Source organism: Oleiagrimonas soli, assembly GCF_000761445.1.
Taxonomy (GTDB): domain Bacteria; phylum Pseudomonadota; class Gammaproteobacteria; order Xanthomonadales; family Rhodanobacteraceae; genus Oleiagrimonas; species Oleiagrimonas soli.
Genome location: NZ_KN196470.1, coordinates 2,664,891 through 2,691,864 on the forward strand (window position 1 = coordinate 2,664,891; position 26,974 = coordinate 2,691,864).

Here is a 26,974-nt window from a genome sequence, read left to right on the forward strand (position 1 = left end):
CCTTTTTCATATCCGGATCACGACCCGCGTCACCCCGACTCCATGCCTGTGCATGGACTGGACACCGAACGACTCAGGCGATGCCGAGCCCTTCGATGCTGGCGATGCGCGCGGCGTCGAAGCCGGCCAGCGCGGCGAAGCGACGGCCGCGTTCGGTGTAGTCGCGGAACTGGTCGAAACTCGGCGCGCCGGGTGACAGCAGCACGACGCCCTGCACCGGCGCCGTTTCGCGGGCGCGGTCGACGGCGGATTCCAGCGTGTCGGTCTCGATCAGCGAAGCCGCGTATCCCGCCACGCGCAGCGCGTCGAGCACGCGGGCGCGGTTGGCGCCCTGCACCACCACCGCGTGCGGCGGACGGTCGCGCAGCGCCTCGGCAAAACCGTGCCAGTCGAGTCCGCGATCGTGGCCGCCCAGGATCAGCACGGTCCGCGCGCGCGGCAGACTGTCGAGCGCCGCCAGCGCCGCCTGCGGCGTGGTGCTGATGGAATCGTTGATCCAGCGCAGCCCGTCGCGTGCGCCCAGCGGCTGCAGACGGTGCGGCAGGGCGTGGAAGGTTCGCAGCGCCGGCAACGCGGCTTCAGCATCCAGACCTACCTGCTCCAGCGCCGTCAGCGCGGCGCAGGCGTTGAGCGCGTTGTGCGCGCCCGGTAGCGGCAGGTCGGCAACCTCGAACAGGCGCGACGCGCCGCGATGCAAACCGCCGTCCGCCACGTGCCAGCCATCCGTCGCGCCGAAGACGACGCGTCTCGGATGCGCCGCCGTGCGCGCCAGCAGGTCCGGCTGCGTGGCGTTGACCAGCAGCGTGCGCGCGGCGTCGGCCAGCTTCAGCTTGTCGGCGACGTAGCGCTCGCGCGAGCCGTGCCAATCCAGATGCTCTTCGTACAGGCTGGTGATGACGCCGAGTTCCAGCGGCCCGGCTTCGCCGGTCTGGAAGCTGGACAGTTCCGTCACCCACAGCGCCGCGTCGCCGTCGAGCAGCTCCAGCAGCGGCAGACCGATGTTGCCGGCCAGCGCCGTGCGCACGCGCAGCGAACGCGCCAGATGCGCGAGCAATGCGCTGACCGTGCTCTTGCCTTTGGTGCCGGTGACGCCGATCACGCGCGCGTCGGCACGCTCGCCGAACCACAGCGCGGTGCCCGACGTGAACCTCGTGCCCTGCGCCTGCGCATCCAGCAATTCGGGTTTGTAGGCGGAGATGCCCGGCGATTTGATGACCACGTCGAACGCCGACAGCGCCTGCGCATCCGGCGCTTCGACGCGCACCGTCAGCTCGGCCATCGCCGCCAGATCGTCCGCCTCGCCCGGGCGACAGAACAGCGTCAGCGCCTGACCCGGCAGCCGTTGGCGCAGTGCGGCCAGCGCTGCACGTCCTTCGCGTCCCGCGCCCCAGACCGCGACGCGTTGGCCTTCAAGCGCCGCGAATGTCATCCAGCGCTCCGGCCAGCCGGGACGGAATGCGATGCGCATCGGCGGCGTCCAGCCACGGCTCCAGCGCCAGCTCGGATGCGTCGAGCTGCGGCAGGATCTCGTCGGCGAAACGCGCCACCAGCGCGTCCTCGCGCCACTCCGGACGCTGACTGAGCGCGTACATGGCCGCGCGCGCCTCCGCGCCTTCGCCCACGCACTCGAAGGGCTTGTGGTCCTGATATTCCATCAGCGCGTCGAAGCCGGCGCGCTGCGATTCGTCGTCCAGCAGGTTGCGGCCGAAGATGCCCATCAGGCGCGGCTTGGGCAGGAACGGCGCCAGCGCCAGGAACACGAAGTGGCATTTCGGGCACTGCCCGCACCAGCGGTCGGCCGGCTTGGGGCCGAGGATGCGGAAGTTGCGGTTGCAGCTGGAGAAGGCGTCGAAATAGTCGCCGCCCAGGCGCGCGAAGGCGCGCGTCACCGCCAGCTCGGCGAACGGACGCAGCAGCGAGAAGTAGTCCAGGTCCGCGGCCACGTGGCGATGCAACCAGTCGTGCAGGCGACACTCGAAGTCGAAGCCCTTGCTCCACTGGTGATTGACCTCCTGACCTTCGTATTCCAGCGTCGCCGCCGAGGCCGAGCGTTCGTTGGCGAAGGCGATGCTGTCGAAGCCGTACAGAATCGCGGCCACGGCCAGGATCGCCGAGTTCACGGCCGTCACCGGAATGTGGCCGTTCCACGCGCCCATGCGGTTGTAGTCGAACAGCACCGGCGACAGTTCGCGGCCGATGTTCAACGTCGGCAGTCCGGTGCGCGCGGCGCAGTGCGCGATCAGCGGCGAGTTGCCGACCCAGACCGCCGTGGCCTCGCCGCCGACGGCCTTGATCGCCTCGATCGCCACCAGCGAGTCCTTGCCGCCGCCGATCGGCACCAGCGTGCGGCGCGGCAGGTTCAGCGACGCCGCCGGGGCCGACGCTGCGCCATCGCGCGGAAACGCGATACGCCCGCGCAGGTCCAACCCGTTGCGGTAGGCGAACTCGGCCAGGCCATGCAGGTACAGCGTGTCAAGCAGCTCGGCGGTGTCGGCGTCCGGCGCATCGCCGTCGACGACGATACGCTGCGGCACGCCGGCCTTGTAGTAACTGATGCCGGCGACGAAATGCAGCAGGCGCAGCGCGGCGTCGAACGCGCCGCGACGCGCCTCCGACAACGCCGGCGCATCCGCAAAACGGATGCGTTCGATCAGCTCCGGACCGTCGTCGAAGGCGTAGGCCAGCTCGGCCACGCCGTCGGCGTAGCCGCAGCGGACGAAACGGAAGCTCGCGGCCTCGCGCGGGTCGCTCAGTGCACTCATTCGATCACGATCTCGTCGGCGGTTTCCCGCAGATTGTAGTTCGACGCCATCACCGCGCCGTAGGCGCCGGCCTGGGCGACCAGCATCACGTCGCCCTCGGCCGACACCGGCAGGCGGCGGTCGTTGCCAAGCACATCGCCGGTCTCGCAGATCGGTCCGACCACCTGGTACAACGCGATGGCCGGCTGGTCCAGGCGCGACAGGTTCACGATCTCGTGCCAGGCCTCGTACAGCGCCGGGCGGATCAGGTTATGCATGCCGGCGTCGATGCCGAGGTAGTGATGACCGCCCTTGCGCTTGTCCTGCGTCACCCGCGCCAGCAGCACGCCGCTCTCGGCCACCAGATAGCGGCCCGGCTCCATCCACAAGCGGTACTGCGGATAGGCCGCCTTCACTTCGCTCAGCACGCGATCCAGCGCGTTCAGGTCCAGCGGCTGCTCGCCCGGATGCGAGGGCACGCCGAGGCCACCGCCGATGTTGAGAATCTCGATGCTGCCGATGCGTTCGGCCAGCGCCGCCAGTTGCGCGTAGACCTCGCCCCAGTGGCCGGCGTCGAGAATGCCCGACCCCAGATGCGCATGCAGGCCCTGCACACGCACGTCGTGCGTGCGCGCCAGTTCCAGGAAACGATCCAGCTGATCCAGCGGCAGGCCGAACTTCGAGCCGCTGCCGCCAGTACGCACCTTCTCGTGATGGCCCAGGCCGCGACCCAGATCGACACGCAGCATGATCGAGCGACCGGTGAAGAGTTCGCCCCAGTGCTCCATCGGATGCAGCGCGTCCAGCGTGACCGTGGCGCCGTCGTCCAGCGCGGCGGCGTAATCGTCGCGACGCGCGAAGTTCGGCGTGAACAGTCGCGGCGCGTCCGGCGCGGCCGCCTTCGCCGCCGCCAGTTCGCCGGGCGAAACGCACTCCAGCCCGAAGCCGGACGCGGCCACCGCCTGCAGGATGCGCGCGTGGTTGTTGGCCTTGATCGCGTAGTGCACGTGATCGACCGCCTGCAGGTGCTTCAGTCCGTCGATGCGCGCCTGCACCGTCGGCAGGTGATAGACGTAGCGCGGGCTGCGCTCGGCGGCCAGCTGCAGCAGACGCGTGCGCTCGCCGCGCCACCACGCCGGCGCGATGTCCTGCTCGCCGCTGCCGTACAGCGCCTGCCAGCTCGGACCGAACAGCTGCGAGTCGTCGCTGCGCAGGCTGCCGGCGCGCACCAGCAGTTCGTGCAGGCGCGGCAGCAGGTCGTCGACCACGTCCTCGTCGACCACGAAGGTCAGATTCAGATTGTTCGACGACTGCGAAATCATGTGCACGCGCAGCTGCCCGAACTCGGCCAGCACCGAGGACAACTGATGCAGCATCGAACGCATGCCGCGTCCGACCAGCGTCACCGCCGCGCACGGCGCGATCACCTTGACCCGGCACACCTTGGCCAGATCGGTCGCCAGCGCGGCGACGGCGTCGGAATCGAGCAGGTTCTCGGTCGGGTCCAGCGACACCGTGACGTTGGTCTCGGCCGAACCGATCAGGTCCACCGAGATGCCGTGACGACGGAAGGCATCGAACACGTCGGCGAGGAAGCCGACCTGCTGCCACATGCCCACCGACTCCATCGACACCAGGGTGATGCCCGAGCGCGTCGAGATCGCCTTCACGCTGGGCGCGGCCTCGCGCACCTGCGGGCCGATCTCGGTGCCTTCCATGTCCGGATGATTCGTGTCCTTGATCCACAGCGGCACGCGCGGCGCGCGCAGCGGCGACAGGCAGCGCGGATGCAGTACCTTGGCGCCGGTGGTGGCGATTTCCTGCGCTTCCTCGTAGTCCAGCTGACGCAGCAGGCGCGCGCCCGCGACCTGACGCGGATTGGCGCTGAACATGCCGGCCACGTCGGTCCAGATCTCCACGCGCGCGGCCTTCAGCACGGCGCCGAAGCAGCTGGCGGAGGTGTCCGACCCGCCGCGTCCGAGCAGCACGCAGCGGCCGTTTTCGTCACGGGCGATGAAGCCCTGCGCGATCAGCACCTCGCCCTGCGCGGCCAGGCGTTCGGCCAGCGCGGCGTCGGGCTGCGCATCGACCGTCGCCGACAGCGTGCGCGTGCGCGTGTTCTGGTTCGGCAGCGCCACGGCGCGCAGGCAATCGCGCGAGTCGATCCACTGCGTCGGCAGATGCTGGGCGCTCAGGAACGCCGCGCCCAGCGCACTGGAAAGCAGTTCACCGTGCCCCTGCACCAGCGCCTTCCAGGCCAGCGGATCGCCGTCGGCCTCCGGCCCACGCTCGGCCAGCTGGCGCAGACCGTCGAGCAGCGTTCCGACGCGCTCCGGCAGCGCGATCTGCATCGCCGCCGCCAGCGCGCGATGGCGCTCGGCAATCGCATCGGCGGCCTGCGTGCGCGCCGATGCATCGTCCTCGGCGCAGAGCGCTTTCAGCGCATCGGTCACGCCGGCCAGGGCCGACACCACCAATAACACGCGCACGCCCTCGGCGCGGCGCGCGGCGGCCAGCTCGCGGATGTTGCGCCAGCGCTCGACGCTGGCGACGCTGGTGCCGCCGAACTTCATCACCACCCAGGGGGCGTCGGCAGGCAACGTGGAAACGGTCTGGTTCACGGGTTGGACAACATGCTGTGGGGAAAGGGCATCCGGCCAGTGTGCCCGTTGCGCGACAAAACGCAATCGCCCCGGTTATAGCGTTTTTCCATGTCCGAACCGGGCAGCGGACATGACGAAACGGTGGCCGCGTGTATTGTAGGCCACCCGACCACGGACCGCTCCGCCATGCCTTCGCGACGCTACTTCGAGATCGACGTCTTCACCGACCGCGCCCTGTACGGCAACCCGCTGGCCGTGATCGTCGACGCCGACGACCTCGACGCGGCCGCCATGCAGCGCATCGCCACCTGGACCAATTTCTCCGAGACCACGTTCCTGCTGCCGCCGACGACGCCCGAGGCGGACTACCGCGTGCGCATCTTCACGCCGCGCCAGGAGTTGCCCTTCGCCGGGCATCCCAGCGTCGGCAGCGCCTTCGTCGCACTGACCTGCGGGCGCGTGGAGGCGACGCGCGGGGCACTGGTGCAGGAATGCGCCGCCGGGCTGCTGCCGGTGCAGGTCGAGGGCGACGATGCGCAGCGGACCATCCGCGTGCAGGCACCGCCGGCGCGCCTGCAGACCCTGCCCGCCGCGCAGGCCGACGTGCTCTGCGCCGCACTCGGCACGACGGCCGCGCGTCCGCCCCAGCGGATCGACAACGGCCCGCTCTGGCTGACTTGCGATCTGGCCGACGCGGCGACGGTGCGCGCGTTGCAGCCGGACATGAACGCACTGGCGGCGCTGTGCCTGCAGATCGGAGCGGTCGGCGCCTGCGTGTTCGGACGCGAACGCGACGGTAAGACCGACATGGCCGTACGCGCCTTCTGCCCGGCCGACGGCATTCCGGAAGACCCGGTCACCGGCAGCGCCAACGCGGCCATCGCCGCCTACCTGCATGCCGAAGGCGGACTGGACGGCTACGGCCGCCGCTACACCGCCAGCCAGGGCCGCGAAGTGGGCCGGGACGGCATCGTGGAAGTCCACGTCGATGCCGAGGGACGTGTCGCCGTAGGCGGCCGCTGCGTCGTGGTGGTCGAGGGCCACCTGAACCTCTGATCGCCCCGCACCGGAACCTCGCAAGCCTTCCCTCTCACGTCATCCCGGCGAAAGCCGGGACCCAGTGACTTTCTCTTTGCAACGCACGCGGAAGCCCCCGGATGCCTACATTCCGCGGGAATGACGACCGGAGAACGTGTCGGTAACGCAGGTCTTCAAAACGCCGAAGACAGCGACAGTTGCCTGCCCATGCGGCACACCGCATGCTGTGCGGATCGTTCGCGGAGAACCCATCCATGCAGCAGGACGCGACAGCGCCCGGTTACGTTCGACGCCTCGGCGCCTGGTCGGCGGCGATGATGGTGGTCGGCGGCGTGATCGGCGGCGGCATCTTCGTCAATCCGTCGACCGTCGCGCAGCGCACGCACTCGGGCGTCGATCTGCTCGCCTTGTGGATCGTCGGCGGCCTGCTGACCCTGGCCGGCGCGCTGTGCTTCGCCGAACTCGGCGCGCGCCGCCCGCAGGCCGGCGGCAGCTACGTGTACCTGCGCGAAGCCTTCGGCAGCCTGCCGGCGTTCCTGTTCGGCTGGACCATGCTGCTGGTCAACTACTCCGGCAGCATCGCCGCCGTCGGCATGATCTTCGCGCGCTACACCTGCGTCGCCGTCGGCCTGCCGGAAACCCTGGTCAAGCCGATCGGCGTCGGCGCCATCGTGCTGCTGGGCGGCATCAACGCCTTCGGCATCCGCGCCGGCGCGCTGGTGCAGAACCTGTTCACGGTGTTGAAGCTGCTGGCGGTGGCGATCCTGGTGGTGATCGGCCTGGCCTGGGCCGGCAATGGCCACCTCGGCGCGGCCTTCGTCGGCGACCCGGCGCAGGCGGCACTGCCGCGCTGGGCGCTGGCCGGCGCGCTGCTGCCGGTGCTGTTCTCCTACGGCGGCTTCGCCTACGTCAACAACATCGCTGGCGAGATCCGCGAACCGGCGCGCAACCTGCCGCGCGCGCTGGGTCTGGGCATGCTGCTGGTGCTGGGCTGCTACGTGCTGGTCAACATCGCCTACATGAGCGCGCTCGGCCACGCCGGACTGGCCGCTAGCGACACCCCCGCCGCCGACGTGATGGCGCGCGTGTTCGGCGACAACGGCCGCCGCCTGATCGCCGCCGGCATCGCCATCTCCACCTTCGGCTACTGCAACATCGCGATGATCGGCAGCGCGCGCGTGTTCCAGGTGATGGGTGCCGACGGCGTGTTCTTCCGTTCGGTGGCGCGCCTGCATCCGCGCTGGCACGTGCCGAACCGCGCCCTGGCCGTGGTCGCCGCGTGGGCCGTGCTGCTGACCCTGTCCGGCACCTACAACCAGCTACTGGACTATTCGACCGTCGGCGACTGGCTGGGCTATGCCGCCGCCGTGGCGACCCTGTTCTGGTACCGCCACACGCACGCCGGCAACGCCAGCGCCTACCGCACCCCGCTGTACCCGTTGACCCCGCTGCTGTTCATTGCCACGGTGATGGTGATCGTCGCCATCCTGGTGATCACGCGGCCGGTCAGCGTCGGCATCGGACTGCTGATCATCGCCGCCGGCGTGCCCGTGTTTGTGCTGTGGCGCCGCTGGTTCAGCCGCTGACCGGATACGCTCTGCGACAATCATTTTCCGACGCCCAGAGGACGCCCTCCATCGTGCAAGCGCAACCTGTCCAGACGCCACCCGACACCATCACGCGGGTTCCACCGCGCAACGGCATCGAACTGCGCATCAATGGCGAGTCGTACCTGCATACCGGCGACCCTTCGATGCCGCTGCTGTGGTACCTGCGCGACGTGCTGCAGCTGACCGGCACCAAGTACGGCTGCGACAGCACCGTGTGCGGCGCCTGCACCGTGCTGATCGACGGCAAGCGCGCACTCGCCTGCGCCCGCAGCATGGATACCCTGGCCGGTAGCGAAGTGACCACGGTGGAAGGCCTGGCCGGCCCCGACGGCAGCCTGCATGCGCTGCAGCAGGCCTGGATCGACGAGGACGCGATCCTCTGCGGCTACTGCCAGCCGGGCTGGCTGATGGCCGCCGCCGACCTGCTGCGCCGCAAGCCCGCGCCGAGCGACGCCGACATCGACGCGCTGCCGAACCTGTGCCGCTGCGGCAGCCAGCCGCGCATCCGCCGCGCCATCCATCGCGCCGCCGCGCAGCTGCAGGCCGCGAAGGGCTCGAAATGAGCGTTCGACTGCCGCTGACCCGACGTCGTTTCCTGCAGGTCCTGGCCGGCGCCACCGGCGCGCTCATCGTCGGCGTCGGCCGTGCCCGCGCCGCCGATGCCGACACGCCGCTGGCGCTGCTCGGCGACGACCTCACCCGCCTGGGACCGTACGTGCGCATCGAACCGGACGGCCGCGTGATCCTCGGCGCGCGCGACCCGGACTGCGGCGAAGGCACGCACACTTCGCTACCGCGCATCATCGCCGACGAACTCGATGCGGACTGGACCCGGGTCGAGGTGATTTCGCTGGGTCCCGACCTGGTCAGCGGCAACGACAACCTGCGCTGGCGCTACGGCCACCAGCGCAGCGGCGACGGCAGCAGCATCCCCGCCGCCTGGGAAGATCTGCGCGAGGCCGGTGCGCTGGCGCGCTGGCTGCTGGTGCAGGCCGCGGCGCAGGCCAGCGGTGTCGCCGCCGCCAATCTGCGCTGCGAGAACGGCGCCGTGATCGCGCCGAACGGTCGCCGCTTCGACTACGGGTCGCTGGTCAAGTCCGCGCTGCGTCAGGCGCCGCCGCAAACCGCGCCGCCGTTGAAGACGCCCGACGACTTCCGACTGATCGGCCGCCCGGCCGGCGACGTCGACGCCGAAGCGATGGTGCGTGGCGAGGAAAAGTTCGCGCTCGACCAGTACATGGCCGAGGCGCTGACCGCCGTGGTCCTGCACTGCCCCTGGCCCGGCGGCACGCTGGACAGCATCGACACCCAGAGCGCACTGGCGATTCCCGGCGTACGCCGCGTGCTGCAGTTCCAGCCCGAGGCCGGTCAGCCACTGGGCAGCACGCCGATCGCCAACGGCGTCGCAGTGCTGGCCGACGACACCTGGGCGGCACTACGCGGACGCGACGCGCTGAAACTTTCCTGGAAGCCCGGCAAGCAGGCCGACGCCTCCACCGCCGACCTCGAACAGCGCGCGCGCGATCTGCTGCAAAGTCAGGCCGAACCGACTCGCCACGTGCGCGAAGACGGCGATTTCGCCGAGATCGCCAAGCATGCGCCGCATCACGTCGAGGCGATGTACGTGCAGCCGTTCGTCGCCCACGCCACCGCCGAACCGATGAATTGCCTGGTGCGCATCGACACCGACCGCATCCGCGTGGTGACGCCGACGCAGTCGCCGCAGGAAGCGCTGACCATTGTGCAGCGACTGACCGGGATGAACGCCGAGCGCATCGACGTGCAAGTGCCGCGCGCCGGCGGCGGCTTCGGGCGCCGGCTCGATCACGACTTCCTCACCGAGGCCGTACTGCTGGCCAAGGCCGCCGGCACCGCGATCAAGCTGGTGTGGACCCGCGACCAGGACCTGCGCAACGACTTCTACCGTCCCGGCGCGCTGCACCGCATGCAGGCCGTGCTCGACCGCCGCAAGCGCATCGTCGGCTGGAACGTGCGCAAGGCCAGCGCCTCGGCCCTGGCCGGACGCGACGTGCCCGCGGATCGGCTGTGGACGTCCGAGGCCCGCCCCGACGCCCTGCCCGCGGGCCTGATCGCGAATTTCAGCTCCACCTGGTACGAACTCGACAGCCCCCTGCCACGCGGTCCCAGCCGCGGCGGGCACGACGTGGTCGACGCCTTCGCCACGCAGATGTTCCTCGACGAAATCGCGCACACCGTGCGCAAGGATCCGCTCGAACTGCGCATGGAACTGCTCGGCGAACCGCACGTGCTGCCCGGAGCCACTGCCAACGGAGCGATCGACACCGGCCGCCTGGCCAACGTGCTGCAGCGCGTCGCCGCGCGCATCGACTGGAACCGGCGGCGCACCAACGGCCACGGCCTGGGCATCGCCTTCCACCACATCGACGGCGCCTACTGCGCGCATGCCTTCGAGGTGTCCGTGCGCGGCGAGAAAGTCATCGTCCATCGCGCCGTGTGCGCGATCGACGTGGGCCGCGTGATCAATCCGCTCGGGCTGAAGGCCCAGGCGGTCGGCGCCACCGTCGACGGCATCTCCACGGCGCTGGGCCAGACCATCCAGATGCGCGACGGCCGCATCGTGCAAAGCAACCTGCGCGACTACCCGCTGGCGCGCATGGCGCAGCTGCCGCGCGAAGTCGAAGTCATCATCGTGGCATCGGACAGCGCGCCGACCGGCGCCAGCATCGTGGCCATGCCCTCGACCGCACCGGCGCTGGCCAGCGCCGTGTCCGCCGCGACCACGGTGCGCGTGCGTCAGCTGCCGCTGATGCCGGAACTGCTGCGCAAGCTGTAACGCCGCGCAGCCATGCTCACCAGTTGTGGCTGCGCGCGCCCTTGGGCGCGGCGCAACCCGGCGGCAGCACGCCGCCGGAAACGCGCGCAGTCTCGCACTCGACCGATTCCGACGAGGACTTGGGCAGCGACACCGGCGCGGCCGGCGCCGACGACGATGCGCCCAGGCCCGGCACCAGCGGCTGCGCCGGCGCCATGTTCAAGCGCGGATCGTCGCTCTTCGCGGACGGCCCCGCGGGCGGATCGCCACCGCAGCCGAAACCGAGCAGCCAACCGCCGCAGTGGATGCGCACACCGCGGCCCAGATCGAAGGTCTTCTTGAAGCTCAGCGCGTCCACCAGTTTCTGCAACCAGGCCGTCAGCGCGTCCTGATTGTCCGGCGCCCAGTACTTGTCGAAGATGGTCGGCTTGTAGTCCAGGCCGTGATAGCGGCGCGTCATCACGTCGGAATTGCCCTGCGGCTCGCGCTGGATGAACTCGGGCACGCCGTTCGGGCTGCCCTTGCCGGCCTGCCGCTGCGCAGCCTTGCCGTGACCGGGCTGCGGCGGATTCTTGCTGAAACGGTCGGACTGCTGCGCCCATGACGCGTCCGGACGCGGCGCGGCCACGGTGCTCGGCCGCGCGGGCGCGACCGAAGTGGCCTGCGCGGGAGCGACCTCGCTGACCGCGGCGCGCACCGGCGGCGCCGTCTCGATCTGCGGCTGCGGTTGCAGTGCGGACGGCGGCACGTCGATCTTCGGCGTCTGTGCGGCGTTCATGTCGATGTGCACGTCGGGGGCCTGCACCGGCGCCGCCGGCATCGCCTCGGGCGGCGTTTCCGGTGTGGGCGCGGCGACCACGGTCTGCGGCGTCTGCTGCACCACGGTGGTGGTCTCGACCTGAATCTTCTGCGCGGGCGCGGATTCGAGCTGCTGGCGCGGCAGCACTTTGCCGACGTCGATCTGCGGCTGCGGCTGCGGTTCGGCCGCCGGCGGCGCCTGCACCGGCTGCACCGCGACCGGTGCGACCTGATCGCTCTGCACCTCCAGTTTCGGCGCGCCCTGGACCGGCTTGGCCTGCGCGATCTGGATCGGCTGATCCATGACCGACGGCGACGGCACCGACGTCTGCGACTGCAGGGTCACTTTCGGCGGCGGCAGCGCCATCTTCGACGGCTCCATCACCACCTTCTGCGGCGGCGGCACCGCAATTGCCGGCGCTTCCGGCTTCGGCGGCGACGCTGGCGGCTTCGGCACCGGCTGCACCTGCGGCAGCGGCTGCGGCTTCTCGTCGATGCTCGGTGGGGTCTGCGCGATCTGCACGTCGACCTTCGGTCGCGACGGTGCCGGCACCGCGATCGGCGCCAGGTCCGGCGCGCGCGACGGCGCGCTCGGCTTGCGGTGCGCGACACGCGGCTTCACCGGCGTCTGCCGGCGCACCGGCACGGCCGGCGGCGGCGGTGGAGGCGGCGGCGTGGCGTCGATGAAGCGCACCTGGATCGCGTTGTCCTGGCCTTCCGGCTCCGGCGGGTTATAGTGCGGCGGACGCACCAGCAGCATCGCCGCCGCGAACACCAGGTGCACGATGATCGACAGCGTCCAGGCTGTGACGCTGAGCCCGTACTGCCGCGGCGGCTTGCGCCAGCGCATCTGGTGCAGCATCAGCCGCGTGGTGCGATTGAAGCTGCCCTGCCCGGTCGAGATCGAACGCCGCGAATGCACCGTCCAGCGGTGATGCTCCGCAATCGGCGTATGCACGTAGCCCAGCCACTTCATGCGCGCGCGCCGCTCCCTGCGGAGACCCGCACAAGCGCCAACGCACATTGCATGTTCTTGCCTGACATCATCGTTCCGAAGGTTTCCGGTGCGTGCCGGCGTGACGATTTCCGACGGTGCGTGTCACCTTAGCAGCGGCCGGGTTTGCGCGGCAGTACCTGGCTGCGGCTGCGCCCCGCGCGGCGGAGCGCAGCCGTAAAACAGCGCGGCCGGACAAGGCCGGCCGCGCCAGTGGCATGCATTTCGAGTGCGCGCGGTACCCGTAGTTCCCGCACCTTCGCGCGCTTACTCCGCGGGACGCACGCTGTCGTCCACGCGCACGCGCAGACGGCGGCCCGGATCGTGATCCATGCGGGTGCGATAGACGTCGCCGCGATAGCGGTAGGTGACGTCGTAACCGATCACGCGATCGCCCGCGTAGACCGACCGGGTACGGCAGCGTTCGGCATAGGCGGTGCGCACGTCCTCGCGACCGCTGCCGGCCGTGGCGCGGTTGCCGATGGCGCCGCCAACCACCGCGCCGGCCACGGTCGCGGCCCGGCGGCCGTCGCCCTTGCCGATGGTGTTGCCCAGCACGCCGCCGATGACGGCGCCGAGCAGCGTGCCCGCCGCCTGATGGCCGTTGTCGCGATAGACCTCCTGACCGACCGGCACGTCGCGGCAGACCTGCTGCGGACGGTAGGCGCTCCGATACAGCGGCTGCACGGACATCACGCGGGCGTAGTCGATGTAGGTCTCGCCGCCGTAGCCGTGACGCGCCCAGGGCGGGTCGGCCAGCGCGGCCGTGCTGGTGGCGATGGTGGCAACGAGCGTCAGGGTGGTAACGAGACGTTTCATGGCACGACTCCTCTATCGGTTGTGCGACTCGCATTCTCCGTACCCGCTTTGAATTGCCTCTTAACTGCGAAATCGGCCCTGTCAACGCGTGGCGGACTCGCGCGTTGCGCAGGGCAGCTTGACCTCGGCCGGCAAAAGGACAAGGCTTGTCTTCCCCGCCATGACNGCGGCCCAGATCGAAGGTCTTCTTGAAGCTCAGCGCGTCCACCAGTTTCTGCAACCAGGCCGTCAGCGCGTCCTGATTGTCCGGCGCCCAGTACTTGTCGAAGATGGTCGGCTTGTAGTCCAGGCCGTGATAGCGGCGCGTCATCACGTCGGAATTGCCCTGCGGCTCGCGCTGGATGAACTCGGGCACGCCGTTCGGGCTGCCCTTGCCGGCCTGCCGCTGCGCAGCCTTGCCGTGACCGGGCTGCGGCGGATTCTTGCTGAAACGGTCGGACTGCTGCGCCCATGACGCGTCCGGACGCGGCGCGGCCACGGTGCTCGGCCGCGCGGGCGCGACCGAAGTGGCCTGCGCGGGAGCGACCTCGCTGACCGCGGCGCGCACCGGCGGCGCCGTCTCGATCTGCGGCTGCGGTTGCAGTGCGGACGGCGGCACGTCGATCTTCGGCGTCTGTGCGGCGTTCATGTCGATGTGCACGTCGGGGGCCTGCACCGGCGCCGCCGGCATCGCCTCGGGCGGCGTTTCCGGTGTGGGCGCGGCGACCACGGTCTGCGGCGTCTGCTGCACCACGGTGGTGGTCTCGACCTGAATCTTCTGCGCGGGCGCGGATTCGAGCTGCTGGCGCGGCAGCACTTTGCCGACGTCGATCTGCGGCTGCGGCTGCGGTTCGGCCGCCGGCGGCGCCTGCACCGGCTGCACCGCGACCGGTGCGACCTGATCGCTCTGCACCTCCAGTTTCGGCGCGCCCTGGACCGGCTTGGCCTGCGCGATCTGGATCGGCTGATCCATGACCGACGGCGACGGCACCGACGTCTGCGACTGCAGGGTCACTTTCGGCGGCGGCAGCGCCATCTTCGACGGCTCCATCACCACCTTCTGCGGCGGCGGCACCGCAATTGCCGGCGCTTCCGGCTTCGGCGGCGACGCTGGCGGCTTCGGCACCGGCTGCACCTGCGGCAGCGGCTGCGGCTTCTCGTCGATGCTCGGTGGGGTCTGCGCGATCTGCACGTCGACCTTCGGTCGCGACGGTGCCGGCACCGCGATCGGCGCCAGGTCCGGCGCGCGCGACGGCGCGCTCGGCTTGCGGTGCGCGACACGCGGCTTCACCGGCGTCTGCCGGCGCACCGGCACGGCCGGCGGCGGCGGTGGAGGCGGCGGCGTGGCGTCGATGAAGCGCACCTGGATCGCGTTGTCCTGGCCTTCCGGCTCCGGCGGGTTATAGTGCGGCGGACGCACCAGCAGCATCGCCGCCGCGAACACCAGGTGCACGATGATCGACAGCGTCCAGGCTGTGACGCTGAGCCCGTACTGCCGCGGCGGCTTGCGCCAGCGCATCTGGTGCAGCATCAGCCGCGTGGTGCGATTGAAGCTGCCCTGCCCGGTCGAGATCGAACGCCGCGAATGCACCGTCCAGCGGTGATGCTCCGCAATCGGCGTATGCACGTAGCCCAGCCACTTCATGCGCGCGCGCCGCTCCCTGCGGAGACCCGCACAAGCGCCAACGCACATTGCATGTTCTTGCCTGACATCATCGTTCCGAAGGTTTCCGGTGCGTGCCGGCGTGACGATTTCCGACGGTGCGTGTCACCTTAGCAGCGGCCGGGTTTGCGCGGCAGTACCTGGCTGCGGCTGCGCCCCGCGCGGCGGAGCGCAGCCGTAAAACAGCGCGGCCGGACAAGGCCGGCCGCGCCAGTGGCATGCATTTCGAGTGCGCGCGGTACCCGTAGTTCCCGCACCTTCGCGCGCTTACTCCGCGGGACGCACGCTGTCGTCCACGCGCACGCGCAGACGGCGGCCCGGATCGTGATCCATGCGGGTGCGATAGACGTCGCCGCGATAGCGGTAGGTGACGTCGTAACCGATCACGCGATCGCCCGCGTAGACCGACCGGGTACGGCAGCGTTCGGCATAGGCGGTGCGCACGTCCTCGCGACCGCTGCCGGCCGTGGCGCGGTTGCCGATGGCGCCGCCAACCACCGCGCCGGCCACGGTCGCGGCCCGGCGGCCGTCGCCCTTGCCGATGGTGTTGCCCAGCACGCCGCCGATGACGGCGCCGAGCAGCGTGCCCGCCGCCTGATGGCCGTTGTCGCGATAGACCTCCTGACCGACCGGCACGTCGCGGCAGACCTGCTGCGGACGGTAGGCGCTCCGATACAGCGGCTGCACGGACATCACGCGGGCGTAGTCGATGTAGGTCTCGCCGCCGTAGCCGTGACGCGCCCAGGGCGGGTCGGCCAGCGCGGCCGTGCTGGTGGCGATGGTGGCAACGAGCGTCAGGGTGGTAACGAGACGTTTCATGGCACGACTCCTCTATCGGTTGTGCGACTCGCATTCTCCGTACCCGCTTTGAATTGCCTCTTAACTGCGAAATCGGCCCTGTCAACGCGTGGCGGACTCGCGCGTTGCGCAGGGCAGCTTGACCTCGGCCGGCAAAAGGACAAGGCTTGTCTTCCCCGCCATGACCGCCCGCCCAGCGCACCGCGCTCCGGCGGCCAGCGTTCCCGAGCGGACGACCATGACGGCCTCCAGGGATGCCCTGACGCGTCCCAGTGCAGGTGTCATGATGCCCAGAAGATTCACAGCACATCCGTGGCGCGGCGCAGACAGCGTGTCTGAGCCGGTTTCGGACGGCGCGCTGCCGATCTTCTGGGTCTTCCGCGCTGATCGGCAGTTCGAGCGCCCGGACCGGTCGCTGCATGCCCGGCGTGCACGCCCCCGGTCCCGACGAGCCGTTCGCTCGACTTCACCGATGCGTTCGCGACCCGCATCCGCAACCACCCGCGACACCTGCATCGGCACGCACCAGGACACCCACCACCCCTCACGGGAGGCAGGTCATGTCCCACCACCAAGCACCCATCCGCAACCTCGCCCTGGCCGGCCACGCCGGCGCCGGCAAGACCACCCTTTTGGAAGCCCTGCTGCATGCCGGCGCAGCCCTTTCCTCGGCAGGCACGATCGAGCGCGGCGACACCGTGTCCGATCACGATCCGCTCGAACGCGAGCACCAACATTCCATCGATACCGCCATCGCCAGCCTTGAACACGATGGCTGCCGCATCCAGCTGATCGACACTCCCGGCTACGCCGATTTCCGTGGCCCCACGCTGTCGGCCATGAACGCGGTCGAGACCATGGCCGTGGTCGTCAACGCCGCCGCCGGCATCGAGCACGGCACCCAGCGTCTGATGCACTACGCCGGCCAGCGCAGGCTGGCGCGTCTGCTCGTCGTCAACGGCATCGACCGCGTCGACGGCGCGACGCTGGCGGCGCTGGTGGACGAACTGCGCGAGCGCTTCGGCCCCGAATGCCTGCCGGTCAACCTGCCGGCGAACGGCGCTACCGAGGTGCTGGACTGCTTCTTCCACGACACCGGCAACACCGACTTTTCCTCGCTGGCCGAGGCGCATCGGCAGATGATCGACCAGGTCGTGGAAATCAACGAGAAGGTGATGGAGCACTACCTCGACGCCGGCGAAGACGACCTGAGCCGCGAGGAACTGCACGATGCCTTCGAGCAATGCCTGCGCGAAGCGCACCTGGTGCCGATCTGCTTCGTCTCCGCGCGCACTGGCGCCGGCGTGCGGGAACTGCTCGACCTGACCGTGCGTCTGCTGCCCAGCCCCGCCGAGAGCAATCCGCCGCCGTTCATGCGCGACGAAGACGGTCGCAGCGAGCCGGTGCTGACCGTGGCCGATCCCGAACGCCACGTGCTGGCCGACGTGTTCAAGATCGTCAACGATCCCTTCGTCGGCAAGCTCAGCGTGTTCCGCGTGCATCAGGGCACGGTGCGCAAGGATTCGCAGTTGTTCGTCGACGACGGCCGCAAGCCGTTCAAGGTCGGCCATCTGTTCCGCCTGCAAGGCAAGGAACACATCGAGATCGACGAAGCCGGCCCGGGCGAGATCGCCGCCGTGGCCAAGGTCGACGCGATCCATTTCGACGCCGTGCTGCACGACGCCCAGGCCGATCAGCACATCCACCTGGCGCCGCTGGATTTCCCTCAGCCGATGTTCGCGCTGGCGCTGGAACCGGCGCGCAAGGGTCAGGAGCAGAAGCTGTCGCAGGCCCTGCAGCGGCTGTGCGAGGAAGACCCCTGCCTGCAGGTCGAGCATCACAAGGAACTCAACGAAACCGTGCTGCGCGGCCTCGGCGACCTGCACCTGAAGGTCGCGCTGGAACGGATGAAGCAGCGCTACGGCGTCGACGTGAAAACGCATGCGCCGCGCATCGCCTACCGCGAGACGATCCAGGGTCCGGCCGAAGGCCATCACCGCCACAAGAAGCAGACCGGCGGCGCCGGACAATTCGGCGAGGTGCTGCTGCGCGTCGAACCGCTGCCGCGCGGCGCGGGTTTCGCGTTCGTCGACCAGGTCAAGGGCGGCACCATTCCCGGCCAGTACCTGCCGGCCGTGGAGAAAGGCGTGCTGCAGGCGATGGAAAGTGGCGCGACCGCCGGCTATCCGATACAGGACGTGCGCGTGACCGTGCTCGACGGCAAGCACCACCCGGTCGATTCCAAGGAGATCGCCTTCGTCACCGCCGGACGCAAGGCCTTCCTCGACGCCGTGAGCAAGGCCGGGCCGCTGGTGCTCGAACCGATCGTCAACCTGGACGTGTCGATTCCCGAGGCCAGCGTCGGCGACGTCACCGGCAGCCTGGCCTCGCGCAGGGCGCGCATCCTCGGCACCGACGCGTTGCGCAGCGGCGAGCTGGTCATCAAGGCGCAGGTTCCGCTGGCCGAACTGACCGACTACCAGACCGAACTGAAATCGATGACCGGCGGCCAAGGCCGCTACGCGATGGAGATGAGCCACTACGAAGCCGTTCCGGCACCCGTGCAGAAGCGGCTCAGCGACGCCTGGCGGCCGCACGCGGAGGCCGTTTGAGTACCGCGCCATACGCATCGTTGGCGCAGCTACAGCCGCGCCGCGCTACGGTGGGAACCCATCCGACAGCTACACGCAAGGAGGTATGAATCATGCGCAAGCATCTTTCCCTGATCGCTCTGACCCTGTTCACGGCCATGTCGCTGGCGCTTGCCGCGCAGGCAAGCGCACCCGCGGCATCCGGACCGGGCATGCAGGCCGGCAAGAACATGATGGACAAAACGCCGATGATGGGTGAACACACCATGCCCGGTACCGTGACGTCGGTCGATCACAAGACCGGCATCGTCAAAGTGACCTCCCTGGGCATGCCTCTGGTCGTGCATTTCCCGCCGCCGTCCATCGCGCAACTCAAGGCAGGCGATCGCATCGACCTGCATCTGGGCTACCGCGTCACCGGCCACTGACGCTCGACCATGCACCCCATCCGGACCGGAACGTCCGCGTTCCGGTCCGTTGTCGTCAGGAACAGGCGCGTGCAAGCGCCCATCTGGATGATGGACGATCGACGAACAGAGGCGGAAGCCCCTCACCCGTCGGCGTCGCGCTGGTCGGCCTTGCGGCCATCACCGCATCATCGATCTCTGGCGATCCACGCACTTCGCGCATGCGTACAGCACCGATCCGGAACATCTCCGGAGGGGCATCTCGATCCGGGCGAGGAAACGGAACCGGCCTCGGTGCTCAGGCGGGGTAATCGATACTCAACACTTCGATGGTGCGATCGCCCGCCGGGCGTTTCCACACCACTTCATCGCCGACTTTCGCACCCAGCAACGCCTTGGCCAGCGGTGACACGTAGCTGACCAGGTAGCGATCCGCACCGGCTTCGTCCTCGCCGACGATGCGGTAGGTGTGTTCGCCTTCGTCGTCGGCCACGCGCACGCTCGCGCCGAACGCCACGCGGTCGCGCGGCTGGCCGTCCAGATCGACCACGCGCGCACTGCCCACCCGCGACTCCAGCCAACGGAGGTCGCGTTCGAGCGCCTTCAGCTCCGCCTTGGCCTCCATGTCATCGCCTTCGGCCGCCAGCGCTTGCTTGCGCGCCTGCGCCTCGTCCAGGCCTGCGCGCAACTGCGCCAGTCCGGAGGGCGTGACGTAATTGGGATGCGGACTGATCGGCCGTTCCGGCAATTCGCTGCCGGCCGGCGTATCGGATTCCTTGACGAATGCTCGGCTCATGCTCCCGAACTGGGTGCGTGCACGCGCCGATTCAAGCCATGGCGCGACCGTTCGTTCAGCGCTTGGGCTGCAGCAGGGTGCCCGTGCAGTTGGACGCGCCGCAGCGGCAGGCCCACAGCTTCTTCATCTTCGCCGTGTGCGGCACTTCGAGCACGATGCCGTAGTTGTAGGTCAGTTCCTCGCCCGGCGCGATGTCGCGCAGCGCTTCGATCAGCACCTTGTCGTGCTTCGGATTGCCGTCCGCGGCTTCCTCGATGGTCGCCTCGCAGTTCGGGTCGCAGCTGTGGTTGATCCAGCGCGCGTTGTTGCCGTCGAAGTTGGCGTCGAGGATGTACTTGTCGTTCAGCGTGAACAGGAACGTGTGGCCGGTGTCGGCACCGTCGCCGTACTGACGATCGGCCTGGGCGTGCGTGATCAGGCGACCCTTGTACTGGATGACGGTCTCGCCCTTGGCGATGGGGGCGGTGGCGAACACGCCATTGCCGTGGATCGGCGAACGGCGGGCGGCGATGCGTCGTGGCATGGAGAGGTCTTCGCGCAAAAGGAGCATCATGCCCTGCGCACGAACGATTGCAAGGCCGCGATGTCGCAAGGGTGGCATCCGCGCCGGCGGGCGTTAGAATCGAAATTCGAACATTCGTTTGGAGGCTGGCATGAAACGCGTTCTGAGCGTGGCAACCCTGATCGTCGCGATCGTCGCCCTGAGCGCCTGCGGACCCACGCGCAAGAGCGTGTTTCCTCCGCTGGTCAGCATCCAGCAGCTGCACGTCGGCGCCGACGGCCAGTGGCGCATGCAATTGCGCATCCAGAACAACAGCTACGACGGCGTGAAGTTCCGCGCGGTGAATCTGGACATGAAGCTGCACGGCGCCGACGCGGGCCGCATCGACCAGGCCATCGATCTCGACATTCCGGCGCTGTCGGTCGACGTCGCCGACGTACGCATCACGCCCTCGCCGACCGCGGCCAGGCTGCTCGCCGGCAACGCCGTCCGCTACCAACTCGAGGGCACCGCGACCGGCACGCCGGAGCAGGACAAGAAGCCCCGCACGTTTAAGGTGAAGAGCGGCGACACCTGGCTGTCGCCGGTACCGGGCATCGCCAACACCTGGCGCTAAACCACGCGCGCCGCACCACCAGGATTCGATATGACGCTCTACGCCGCTCCGCTCGACGACATGCGCTTTGCCTTCTACGACCTGCTCGGCGGCGACGCCGTGCTGGCGCGTCTTCCCGGCGGCGAGGCGCTGAGTCGGGAATTGATCGACGCCGTACTGAACGAAGCCGCACGCTTCAACGAGCAGGTGCTGGCTCCGCTGAACCAGAAGGGCGATGCCGAAGGCTGCCACTTCGATCGCGACACCGCGTCCGTGCGCACGCCGCAGGGGTTTCGCGAGGCCTACGCACAATACGTGGACGGCGGCTGGGCCGGCCTGACCGCGCCCGAGACCTACGGCGGCCAGGGGCTGCCGCACAGCATTGGCGCGCTGGTCAAGGAAATGATCGATTCGGCCAATCTGGCCTGGGGCACCTACCCGCTGCTGTCGCAGGGCGCCACCGATGCGCTGCTGGCGCATGGCGAGGACTGGCAGCGCGAAGCGTTCCTGAAGCCCATCGTCGAAGGCCGCTGGACCGGCACGATGTGTCTGACCGAGCCGCAGGCCGGCTCCGACCTGGGTCTGCTGAAGACGCGCGCGGAACCGGGCGAGAACGGCACCTACCGCATCACCGGCACCAAGATCTTCATCACCGCCGGCGAGCACGACTTCACCGAGAACATCGTGCATCTGGTGCTGGCGCGACTGCCCAACGCGCCGGCCGGCAGCCGCGGCATCTCGATGTTCATCGTGCCCAAGTTCAAGGTCGACCGCGACGGTGCGATGGGCGAGCGCAACGCCGCTGCCTGCGGCGCCATCGAGCACAAGATGGGCCTGAAGGGTTCGGCCACCTGCGTGATGAACTTCGACGGCGCCGAGGGCTACCTGATCGGCCAGCCGCACAAGGGCCTGATGGCCATGTTCACCATGATGAACGCCGCGCGCCTGGCGGTGGGCATCCAGGGCCTGTCGCTGATCGAGCGCGCCTACCAGAACAGCCTCGCCTACTGCCGCGAACGTCTGCAGATGCGCGCGCTTTCGGGCGCGGTGGCGCCGGACAAGGCCGCCGATCCGATCATCGTGCATCCCGATGTGCGCCGCATGCTGCTGACCCAGCGCGCCTTCGCCGAGGGCGGCCGCGCGCTGGCGCTGTACGCGGCGCTGCAGAGCGACATCGAGGAACGTAGCGAGGACGCCGACGAACGCGCCCGCGCCGGCGAGGTACTGGGTTTCCTGATTCCGATCTGCAAGGCGCTGCTGACCGAAGCGGCCGTCGAGTGCACCTACCACGCGCTGCAGACCTACGGCGGTCACGGCTACATCGCCGAGCACGGCATCGAACAGTTCGCCCGCGATGCGCGCATCACCACGCTGTACGAAGGCACCACCGGCATCCAGGCCCTGGACCTGCTCGGACGCAAGGTCATGCAGTTGCAGGGCGCGGGCCTGAAACACGTGCTCGGCGACATCGCCGCGTTCTGCCAACAGCATGCGGGGGACGAAGCGCTAGGTACCTTCGTCGGCCCGCTTGCCGTGCACACCAAGACCTGGAGCGACCTGACCCAGGAACTCGGCAAACGCGCCCAGGACGATCCCGACGAGATCGGCGCGGCCGCGGTGGACTACCTGTTCTACTCCGGCTACATCGTGCTGGCGTGGCTATGGGCGCGCACCGTGGCGACGCTCGACGCCTCGTCGCTGGATGCGGAAACGCGCAGCGAGAAACGCGACACCGCGCGCTTCTACTTCCAGCGCATCCTGCCGCGCACGCACACGCATCTGGCGGCGATGCAGTCCGGTCTCGCCGGTCTGCCCGTCGTGCGCTAGCTCACGCGCGCCGACTGGCGACACGAGAGCGGTACCGAACGCACTTTCCGGCGTCGCCGCGAAGGTGTAGAACTGCACACCCGCGCCTCGAGCGCCGTACCCGCGAGCTGTCATGAGCGATTCGCCCTTCCTGATCCGTCTGGCCCGACCCGACGACGATGACTTCATCATCGGCCTGGTCCCGCGCTTTGTGGATTTCACGCTGCCCGCATGGCGACGGCGCAACGAGTGCATCGAAGGCATCCGCAAGGATCTCTCCGAACACCTGGAAGACTCGCCCGCCAACAGCTTCATGTTCGTGGCCGAGGACCGCGAAAGCGGTCGGCGGCTGGGTTTCGTGCATCTGCAGAAGACGCAGGACTTCTTCAACGGCCGCACCAACTGCCACATTTCCGATCTGGCCGTGTCGCCAAAACAGGAAGGCCGCGGCATCGGCCGGGCACTGCTCGACCACAGCCGCGAGTGGGCGCACGAACATCACTGCCACATGATCACGCTGGCCGTATTCCCGGGCAACGAACGCGCACGCAAGATGTACGAGGCCGCCGGCTTCGACGTCGATCTGGTGCGCATGGCCATGCCGCTGTCCTGAGATTCGCGCCCGCAGAAAGCAGAACGCCCGTCCATCGCTGGACGGGCGTTGCTCGAGCGCGGTGCCGACACCGGCAACCGGTCGGGTTCGGCGTGGAACGCGTTACGCGTTCTCGACCGTCTCCTCGCGCATGCGCTCGACGAAGCGCTGACGCTCCTCCGGCGTGAAGCGCGCATGCAGACGCTGGATGATGCCGTCGAGGTTCGACAGCGAGAACAGGTGCGCGTGGATCCAGCCCAGCGAACCGTCCTGAAGCAGACCGTGGATGGTCTCGGCGTCGAGCTTGTGCAGCTTCTCTTCGTCGATCACGAACAGGCCGTTCAGCACCGTGTTCTTGTCCGGCATCTTGATTTCGATGTTGCGGGCAACCAGCAGGTCCAGCTCGCGCACGCGCTTCATGAACGCCTTGGTGCGATTGATGTGCTGCTGGAACTCGCCGAGGAAACCGACCGCCTGCTTGAGGGTGTCGGTGTCGCTGCCGTCCTCGTTGAACAGACGCTCGCCTTCCTCGTTGTTGAAGCCCTCGTAGGACTCATCGAGGAACACCGCGAAATCGTCGCCCTCGCCGTCCTCGGATTTCTCGGCCAGCACGAACGGGTAACGACGCACGAACGCGGGGATGTAGGTGCTGCGATCCCACAAGCCGTCCTCGTTGACCATCAGATTCTCGTGCTGGCGCACGCCCAGCAGCGCGATCGGATTGGCGTCCTCGACACTGTTGCCGCCGAACAGGATCGGATAGTGATGGGCCGCCGACGGAAACTCGATGCTGGCCAGCGGCACCGAATGGGTCTTGGCCGTGAAAGACATGTCGGCCATCGGCTTGATACGCAGATCCTTGTGGGATTCGCGGTTGAGCGGCACCGGACGCTCGTAGAAAAGAACTTCGCTCACGTTGATCATTCCTCGCTACCGCCGCGCCGGACCGCCCCTCCGGGGTCCTCGGGAACGCAACGACGGTTTTTGGTCAATCCCTGATCATACCAGCGCACCGCCCGGGCAGTAAGACCATCGCCACATTCGGGTAGTAGGCTGAAATCCGCCCGGCACCTGCGCAAAAGGTTAAAAAACGGGTTTTTTCCGCTATGCTCGGGAAAAAGCAGGAATCGGGGCCGCGCGAAAGGCACGCCCCCCGGCAGGAACGCTTATCTCGCCCCACCACGAGGGATCGATACGCAGATGCTGACGGAAGATTCGAACATGCACGACCTGCACTCCACGCGGGTGCTGGCGCTGGATGCCGGCGGTCGGATTCTCGACTGGATCAGCTGGCAGGACGCCGTTTGTCTCTACGTTCGCGACGCCGTGGCCTGGACCCTCGGCGATCCCTGCCTCACCGTGCACGGCGGCACCAATCGCCTGACCGGCGCGCAGACCACGCTGCAGCTGCATCCGATCGTCGCCAGCACCGGCCACTGCCGGGCCAGCGGCATCGCGCCTTCGCCGGCCCTGACCAACAACGCCCTGTTCGCCCGTGACAAGTACCTGTGCCTGTATTGCGGCGAACGCTTCGCGCGCAGCGCGCTGACCCGCGACCATGTCATGCCGGTCTCGCGCGGCGGCCGCGACATCTGGGAGAACGTGGTCAGCGCCTGCACCCACTGCAACCTGCGCAAGGGCAACCGCACCCCGCAGCAGGCGCACATGCCGCTGCTGGCCGTGCCGTACCGGCCCAGCTGGGTCGAGCACCTGATCCTGTCCAATCGCAACATCCTGGCCGATCAGATGCAGTTCCTGGTCAGCCACCTGCCGCGCAAGCGCCGGGCCTGCTGATCGGCGCGCAGCCGCGCCCGGAAACGCCCTCGCCACGCCCCGAAAATGCCCGCCGCACGATTCAGGATGTCCCTGAACGCGGCGTTTGCGCGCGGCACGGGACAGACGGCACCGTTGGTGCGAAAATACGACGATGATCGACGCTGCTCGCTACCCCCTTCTGGCCCGCATCGAGAGCCCGGCCGACCTGCGCCAACTCTCGGAAGCGCAACTGCAGGACGTCGCCGACGAACTGCGCGCCTACCTGATCGAATCGGTCGCCAGCTCCGGCGGCCACTTCGGTGCCGGCCTGGGCGTGGTCGAGCTGACCGTCGCCCTGCACTGGCTGTTCGACACGCCGCACGATCGCCTGGTCTGGGACGTCGGCCACCAGTGCTACCCGCACAAGATTCTGACCGGCCGCCGCGACCGCATCACCACGATCAAGAAGAAGGACGGTCTGGCGCCGTTCCCGCGCCGCGAGGAAAGCGAGTACGACACCTTCGGCGTCGGCCACTCCTCGACCTCGATTTCGGCCGCGCTGGGCATGGCCATCGCCAACCAGCGCCGCGGCGACATGCGCAAGATCGTCGCCGTGATCGGCGACGGCGCGATGACCGCCGGCATGGCCTTCGAGGCCATGAACCACGGCGGCGATGTCGAACCCGAGATGCTGGTCGTGCTCAACGACAACGGCATGTCGATCAGCGAGAACGTCGGTGCGCTGACCAAGATGCTGGCGCGCCTGCTCGCCAACCGCACCCTCAACAGCTGGCGCGAACGCGCCAAGCGCGCGATTCCGCGACAATCGTTCATGGGCCGCTTCTTCAAGCGCTGGGAGGAACACGCCAAAGGCATGTTCATGCCCTCGACGCTGTTCGAGGAACTGGGCTTCCACTACACCGGCCCGATCGACGGTCACGACATGGATGCGCTGGTCGCGGCCATGAAGACGGTCAAGGATCTGCCCGGCCCACAGCTGCTGCACGTCATCACCACCAAGGGCAAGGGCTACGCGCCGGCCGAGAACGCGCAGATCGACTACCACGCCGTCGGCCCATTCGACCCGCAGGCCGGCGTGGTCAAGAAGGCCGCCGGCAAGATCACCTACACCCAGGTCTTCGGCGACTGGCTGTGCGACATGGCCGCCGCCGACGAGCGCCTGTATGGCATCACCCCGGCCATGCGCGAAGGTTCCGGCCTGGTGCGCTTCTCGCGCGAATATCCGCAGCGCTACTTCGACGTCGCCATCGCCGAACAGCATGCGGTAACGCTGGCCGCCGGCATGGCTTGCGAGGACGCCAAGCCGGTGGTGGCGATCTACTCCACCTTCCTGCAGCGCGCCTATGACCAGGCCATCCACGACGTGGCGCTGCAGAACCTCGACGTGCTGTTCGCGGTCGACCGCGGCGGCGTGGTCGGCCCCGACGGCGACACGCACTCGGGCAGCTTCGACCTCAGCTACCTGCGCTGCCTGCCGAACATGGTGGTGATGGCGCCGGCCGACGAGAACGAATGCCGCGCCATGCTCAGCACCGGCTTCAAGCACCAAGGTCCCGCCGCGGTGCGCTATCCGCGCGGCAACGGCCCCGGCGTGGTGATCCACGCGGATCTCGAAACCCTGCCCATCGGCAAGGCCGAGCTGCGCCGGCGCGGTCACGGTCTGGCCCTGCTCTCGTTCGGCGCGATGCTGGCCCCGGCCGCCGAACTGGCCGCCGAACTGGACGCGACGCTGGTCAACATGCGTTTCGTGAAGCCGCTCGACGAAGCGATGATTCTGGAACTGGCGAAGACCCACGAGGCCATCGTCACGTTCGAGGACAATGCCGTCGCCGGCGGCGCCGGTTCCGGCGTGGCCGAATGCCTGGCCGCGCATGGCATCGTTCTGCCGATCCTGCACCTCGGACTGCCCGACAAGTTCCTCGAACACGGCAGCCGCGAGGAAGTGCTGAGCATGGCCGGACTCGACCTCCCGTCGATGCGCCGCGCCATCCTGGCGCGCTTCCCCCAGCTGGCGCAACGCACCACGGCCAACGGCTGAAGCATGCCATCGCGGCCCAGGAAAAAGGCCCGCG

The 26,974-nt window shown here is 68.7% G+C and carries 20 protein-coding genes; 11 read left to right on the forward strand and 9 right to left on the reverse strand.

What is annotated here, in order from left to right; all coding sequences use genetic code 11:
• Positions 1–73 precede the first annotated feature (73 nt).
• From murD to LF63_RS11925, 3 genes are read right to left on the reverse strand one after another with little or no spacing between them, the layout of a single operon-like run.
• Complete coding sequence (gene murD / locus LF63_RS11915) at positions 74–1,429, reverse strand: UDP-N-acetylmuramoyl-L-alanine--D-glutamate ligase (protein WP_043103810.1); 1,356 nt, start codon at positions 1,427–1,429, stop codon at positions 74–76.
• On the reverse strand, positions 1,410–2,762 hold the full coding sequence (gene murL / locus LF63_RS11920; protein ID WP_043102082.1) for a UDP-N-acetyl-alpha-D-muramoyl-L-alanyl-L-glutamate epimerase: 1,353 nt from the start codon (positions 2,760–2,762) through the stop codon (positions 1,410–1,412). Before murL ends, murD begins: the two co-directional genes overlap by 20 nt.
• Entirely contained in the window at positions 2,759–5,314 is a 2,556-nt protein-coding gene (locus LF63_RS11925) for a bifunctional aspartate kinase/diaminopimelate decarboxylase (RefSeq protein ID WP_043103812.1), read from the reverse strand. The genes murL and LF63_RS11925 overlap by 4 nt, the downstream gene beginning before the upstream one ends.
• A gap of 216 nt (positions 5,315–5,530) precedes the next feature.
• Between LF63_RS11925 and LF63_RS11930 the strand changes: the two genes are divergently transcribed.
• From LF63_RS11930 to LF63_RS11945, 4 genes are all read left to right on the forward strand, one after another.
• Positions 5,531–6,400 carry a PhzF family phenazine biosynthesis protein gene (locus LF63_RS11930; protein ID WP_043102084.1) on the forward strand — a complete coding sequence of 290 codons (870 nt, stop codon included), beginning with the start codon at positions 5,531–5,533 and terminating at the stop codon, positions 6,398–6,400.
• Positions 6,401–6,636: 236 nt separating this feature from the next.
• Positions 6,637–7,968, forward strand: a complete 1,332-nt coding sequence (locus LF63_RS11935; protein WP_043103814.1) for an amino acid permease — start codon at positions 6,637–6,639, stop codon at positions 7,966–7,968.
• A 50-nt stretch (positions 7,969–8,018) separates the two neighbouring features.
• Positions 8,019–8,555 (forward strand): (2Fe-2S)-binding protein, encoded by a 537-nt coding sequence (locus LF63_RS11940; RefSeq protein WP_043103816.1) that lies wholly within the window; start codon positions 8,019–8,021, stop codon positions 8,553–8,555.
• Positions 8,552–10,807 carry a xanthine dehydrogenase family protein molybdopterin-binding subunit gene (locus tag LF63_RS11945; RefSeq protein ID WP_043102087.1) on the forward strand — a complete coding sequence of 752 codons (2,256 nt, stop codon included), beginning with the start codon at positions 8,552–8,554 and terminating at the stop codon, positions 10,805–10,807. The genes LF63_RS11940 and LF63_RS11945 overlap by 4 nt, the downstream gene beginning before the upstream one ends.
• A gap of 16 nt (positions 10,808–10,823) precedes the next feature.
• Here the strand turns inward: LF63_RS11945 and LF63_RS15315 are convergent, their stop codons facing one another.
• From LF63_RS15315 to LF63_RS11975, 3 genes are all read right to left on the reverse strand, one after another.
• Positions 10,824–12,560, reverse strand: a complete 1,737-nt coding sequence (locus LF63_RS15315) for a hypothetical protein (RefSeq protein WP_052395032.1) — start codon at positions 12,558–12,560, stop codon at positions 10,824–10,826.
• Between the two features lie 285 nt (positions 12,561–12,845).
• Positions 12,846–13,397 (reverse strand): glycine zipper 2TM domain-containing protein, encoded by a 552-nt coding sequence (locus LF63_RS11955; protein WP_043102088.1) that lies wholly within the window; start codon positions 13,395–13,397, stop codon positions 12,846–12,848.
• Positions 13,398–15,306: 1,909 nt separating this feature from the next.
• Positions 15,307–15,858, reverse strand: coding sequence for a glycine zipper 2TM domain-containing protein (locus LF63_RS11975; protein ID WP_043102088.1), 552 nt, complete (start codon positions 15,856–15,858; stop codon positions 15,307–15,309).
• A 539-nt stretch (positions 15,859–16,397) separates the two neighbouring features.
• On the opposite strand from LF63_RS11975, the gene fusA reads away from it, so the two are divergent.
• Positions 16,398–18,449: an elongation factor G gene (gene fusA / locus LF63_RS11985; protein WP_043102098.1), complete on the forward strand. Its 2,052-nt coding sequence runs from the start codon at positions 16,398–16,400 to the stop codon at positions 18,447–18,449.
• Between the two features lie 92 nt (positions 18,450–18,541).
• Positions 18,542–18,856 (forward strand): hypothetical protein, encoded by a 315-nt coding sequence (locus tag LF63_RS16325; protein WP_043102100.1) that lies wholly within the window; start codon positions 18,542–18,544, stop codon positions 18,854–18,856.
• A 277-nt stretch (positions 18,857–19,133) separates the two neighbouring features.
• Here LF63_RS16325 and LF63_RS11995 read toward each other — a convergent pair whose 3' ends face one another.
• A complete protein-coding gene (locus tag LF63_RS11995; RefSeq protein ID WP_043102103.1) occupies positions 19,134–19,631 on the reverse strand; it encodes a GreA/GreB family elongation factor in 498 nt (165 codons plus the stop codon).
• 55 nt (positions 19,632–19,686) lie between these two features.
• The gene (locus LF63_RS12000) at positions 19,687–20,154 is read right to left on the reverse strand and encodes an SET domain-containing protein (protein ID WP_043102104.1); all 468 of its coding nucleotides are present in this window, start codon (positions 20,152–20,154) and stop codon (positions 19,687–19,689) included.
• A gap of 130 nt (positions 20,155–20,284) precedes the next feature.
• Between LF63_RS12000 and LF63_RS12005 the strand changes: the two genes are divergently transcribed.
• The 3 genes from LF63_RS12005 to LF63_RS12015 all read left to right on the forward strand — a co-directional run bounded on the left by LF63_RS12005 (position 20,285) and on the right by LF63_RS12015 (position 23,147).
• Positions 20,285–20,749, forward strand: coding sequence for a hypothetical protein (locus tag LF63_RS12005; RefSeq protein WP_043102107.1), 465 nt, complete (start codon positions 20,285–20,287; stop codon positions 20,747–20,749).
• Positions 20,750–20,779: 30 nt separating this feature from the next.
• On the forward strand, positions 20,780–22,555 hold the full coding sequence (locus LF63_RS12010; protein WP_043102109.1) for an acyl-CoA dehydrogenase C-terminal domain-containing protein: 1,776 nt from the start codon (positions 20,780–20,782) through the stop codon (positions 22,553–22,555).
• A 112-nt stretch (positions 22,556–22,667) separates the two neighbouring features.
• The gene (locus LF63_RS12015) at positions 22,668–23,147 is read left to right on the forward strand and encodes a GNAT family N-acetyltransferase (RefSeq protein WP_043102114.1); all 480 of its coding nucleotides are present in this window, start codon (positions 22,668–22,670) and stop codon (positions 23,145–23,147) included.
• A gap of 102 nt (positions 23,148–23,249) precedes the next feature.
• On the opposite strand, the gene LF63_RS12020 is transcribed toward LF63_RS12015, so the two are convergent.
• The gene (locus LF63_RS12020; protein WP_184655099.1) at positions 23,250–24,050 is read right to left on the reverse strand and encodes a SapC family protein; all 801 of its coding nucleotides are present in this window, start codon (positions 24,048–24,050) and stop codon (positions 23,250–23,252) included.
• 276 nt (positions 24,051–24,326) lie between these two features.
• Between LF63_RS12020 and LF63_RS12025 the strand changes: the two genes are divergently transcribed.
• Together LF63_RS12025 and dxs are read left to right on the forward strand one after the other, a co-directional pair.
• A complete protein-coding gene (locus tag LF63_RS12025) occupies positions 24,327–24,920 on the forward strand; it encodes an HNH endonuclease (RefSeq protein ID WP_043102117.1) in 594 nt (197 codons plus the stop codon).
• A 133-nt stretch (positions 24,921–25,053) separates the two neighbouring features.
• Positions 25,054–26,940 (forward strand): 1-deoxy-D-xylulose-5-phosphate synthase, encoded by a 1,887-nt coding sequence (gene dxs, locus LF63_RS12030; RefSeq protein WP_043102119.1) that lies wholly within the window; start codon positions 25,054–25,056, stop codon positions 26,938–26,940.
• Positions 26,941–26,974: the final 34 nt, after the last annotated feature.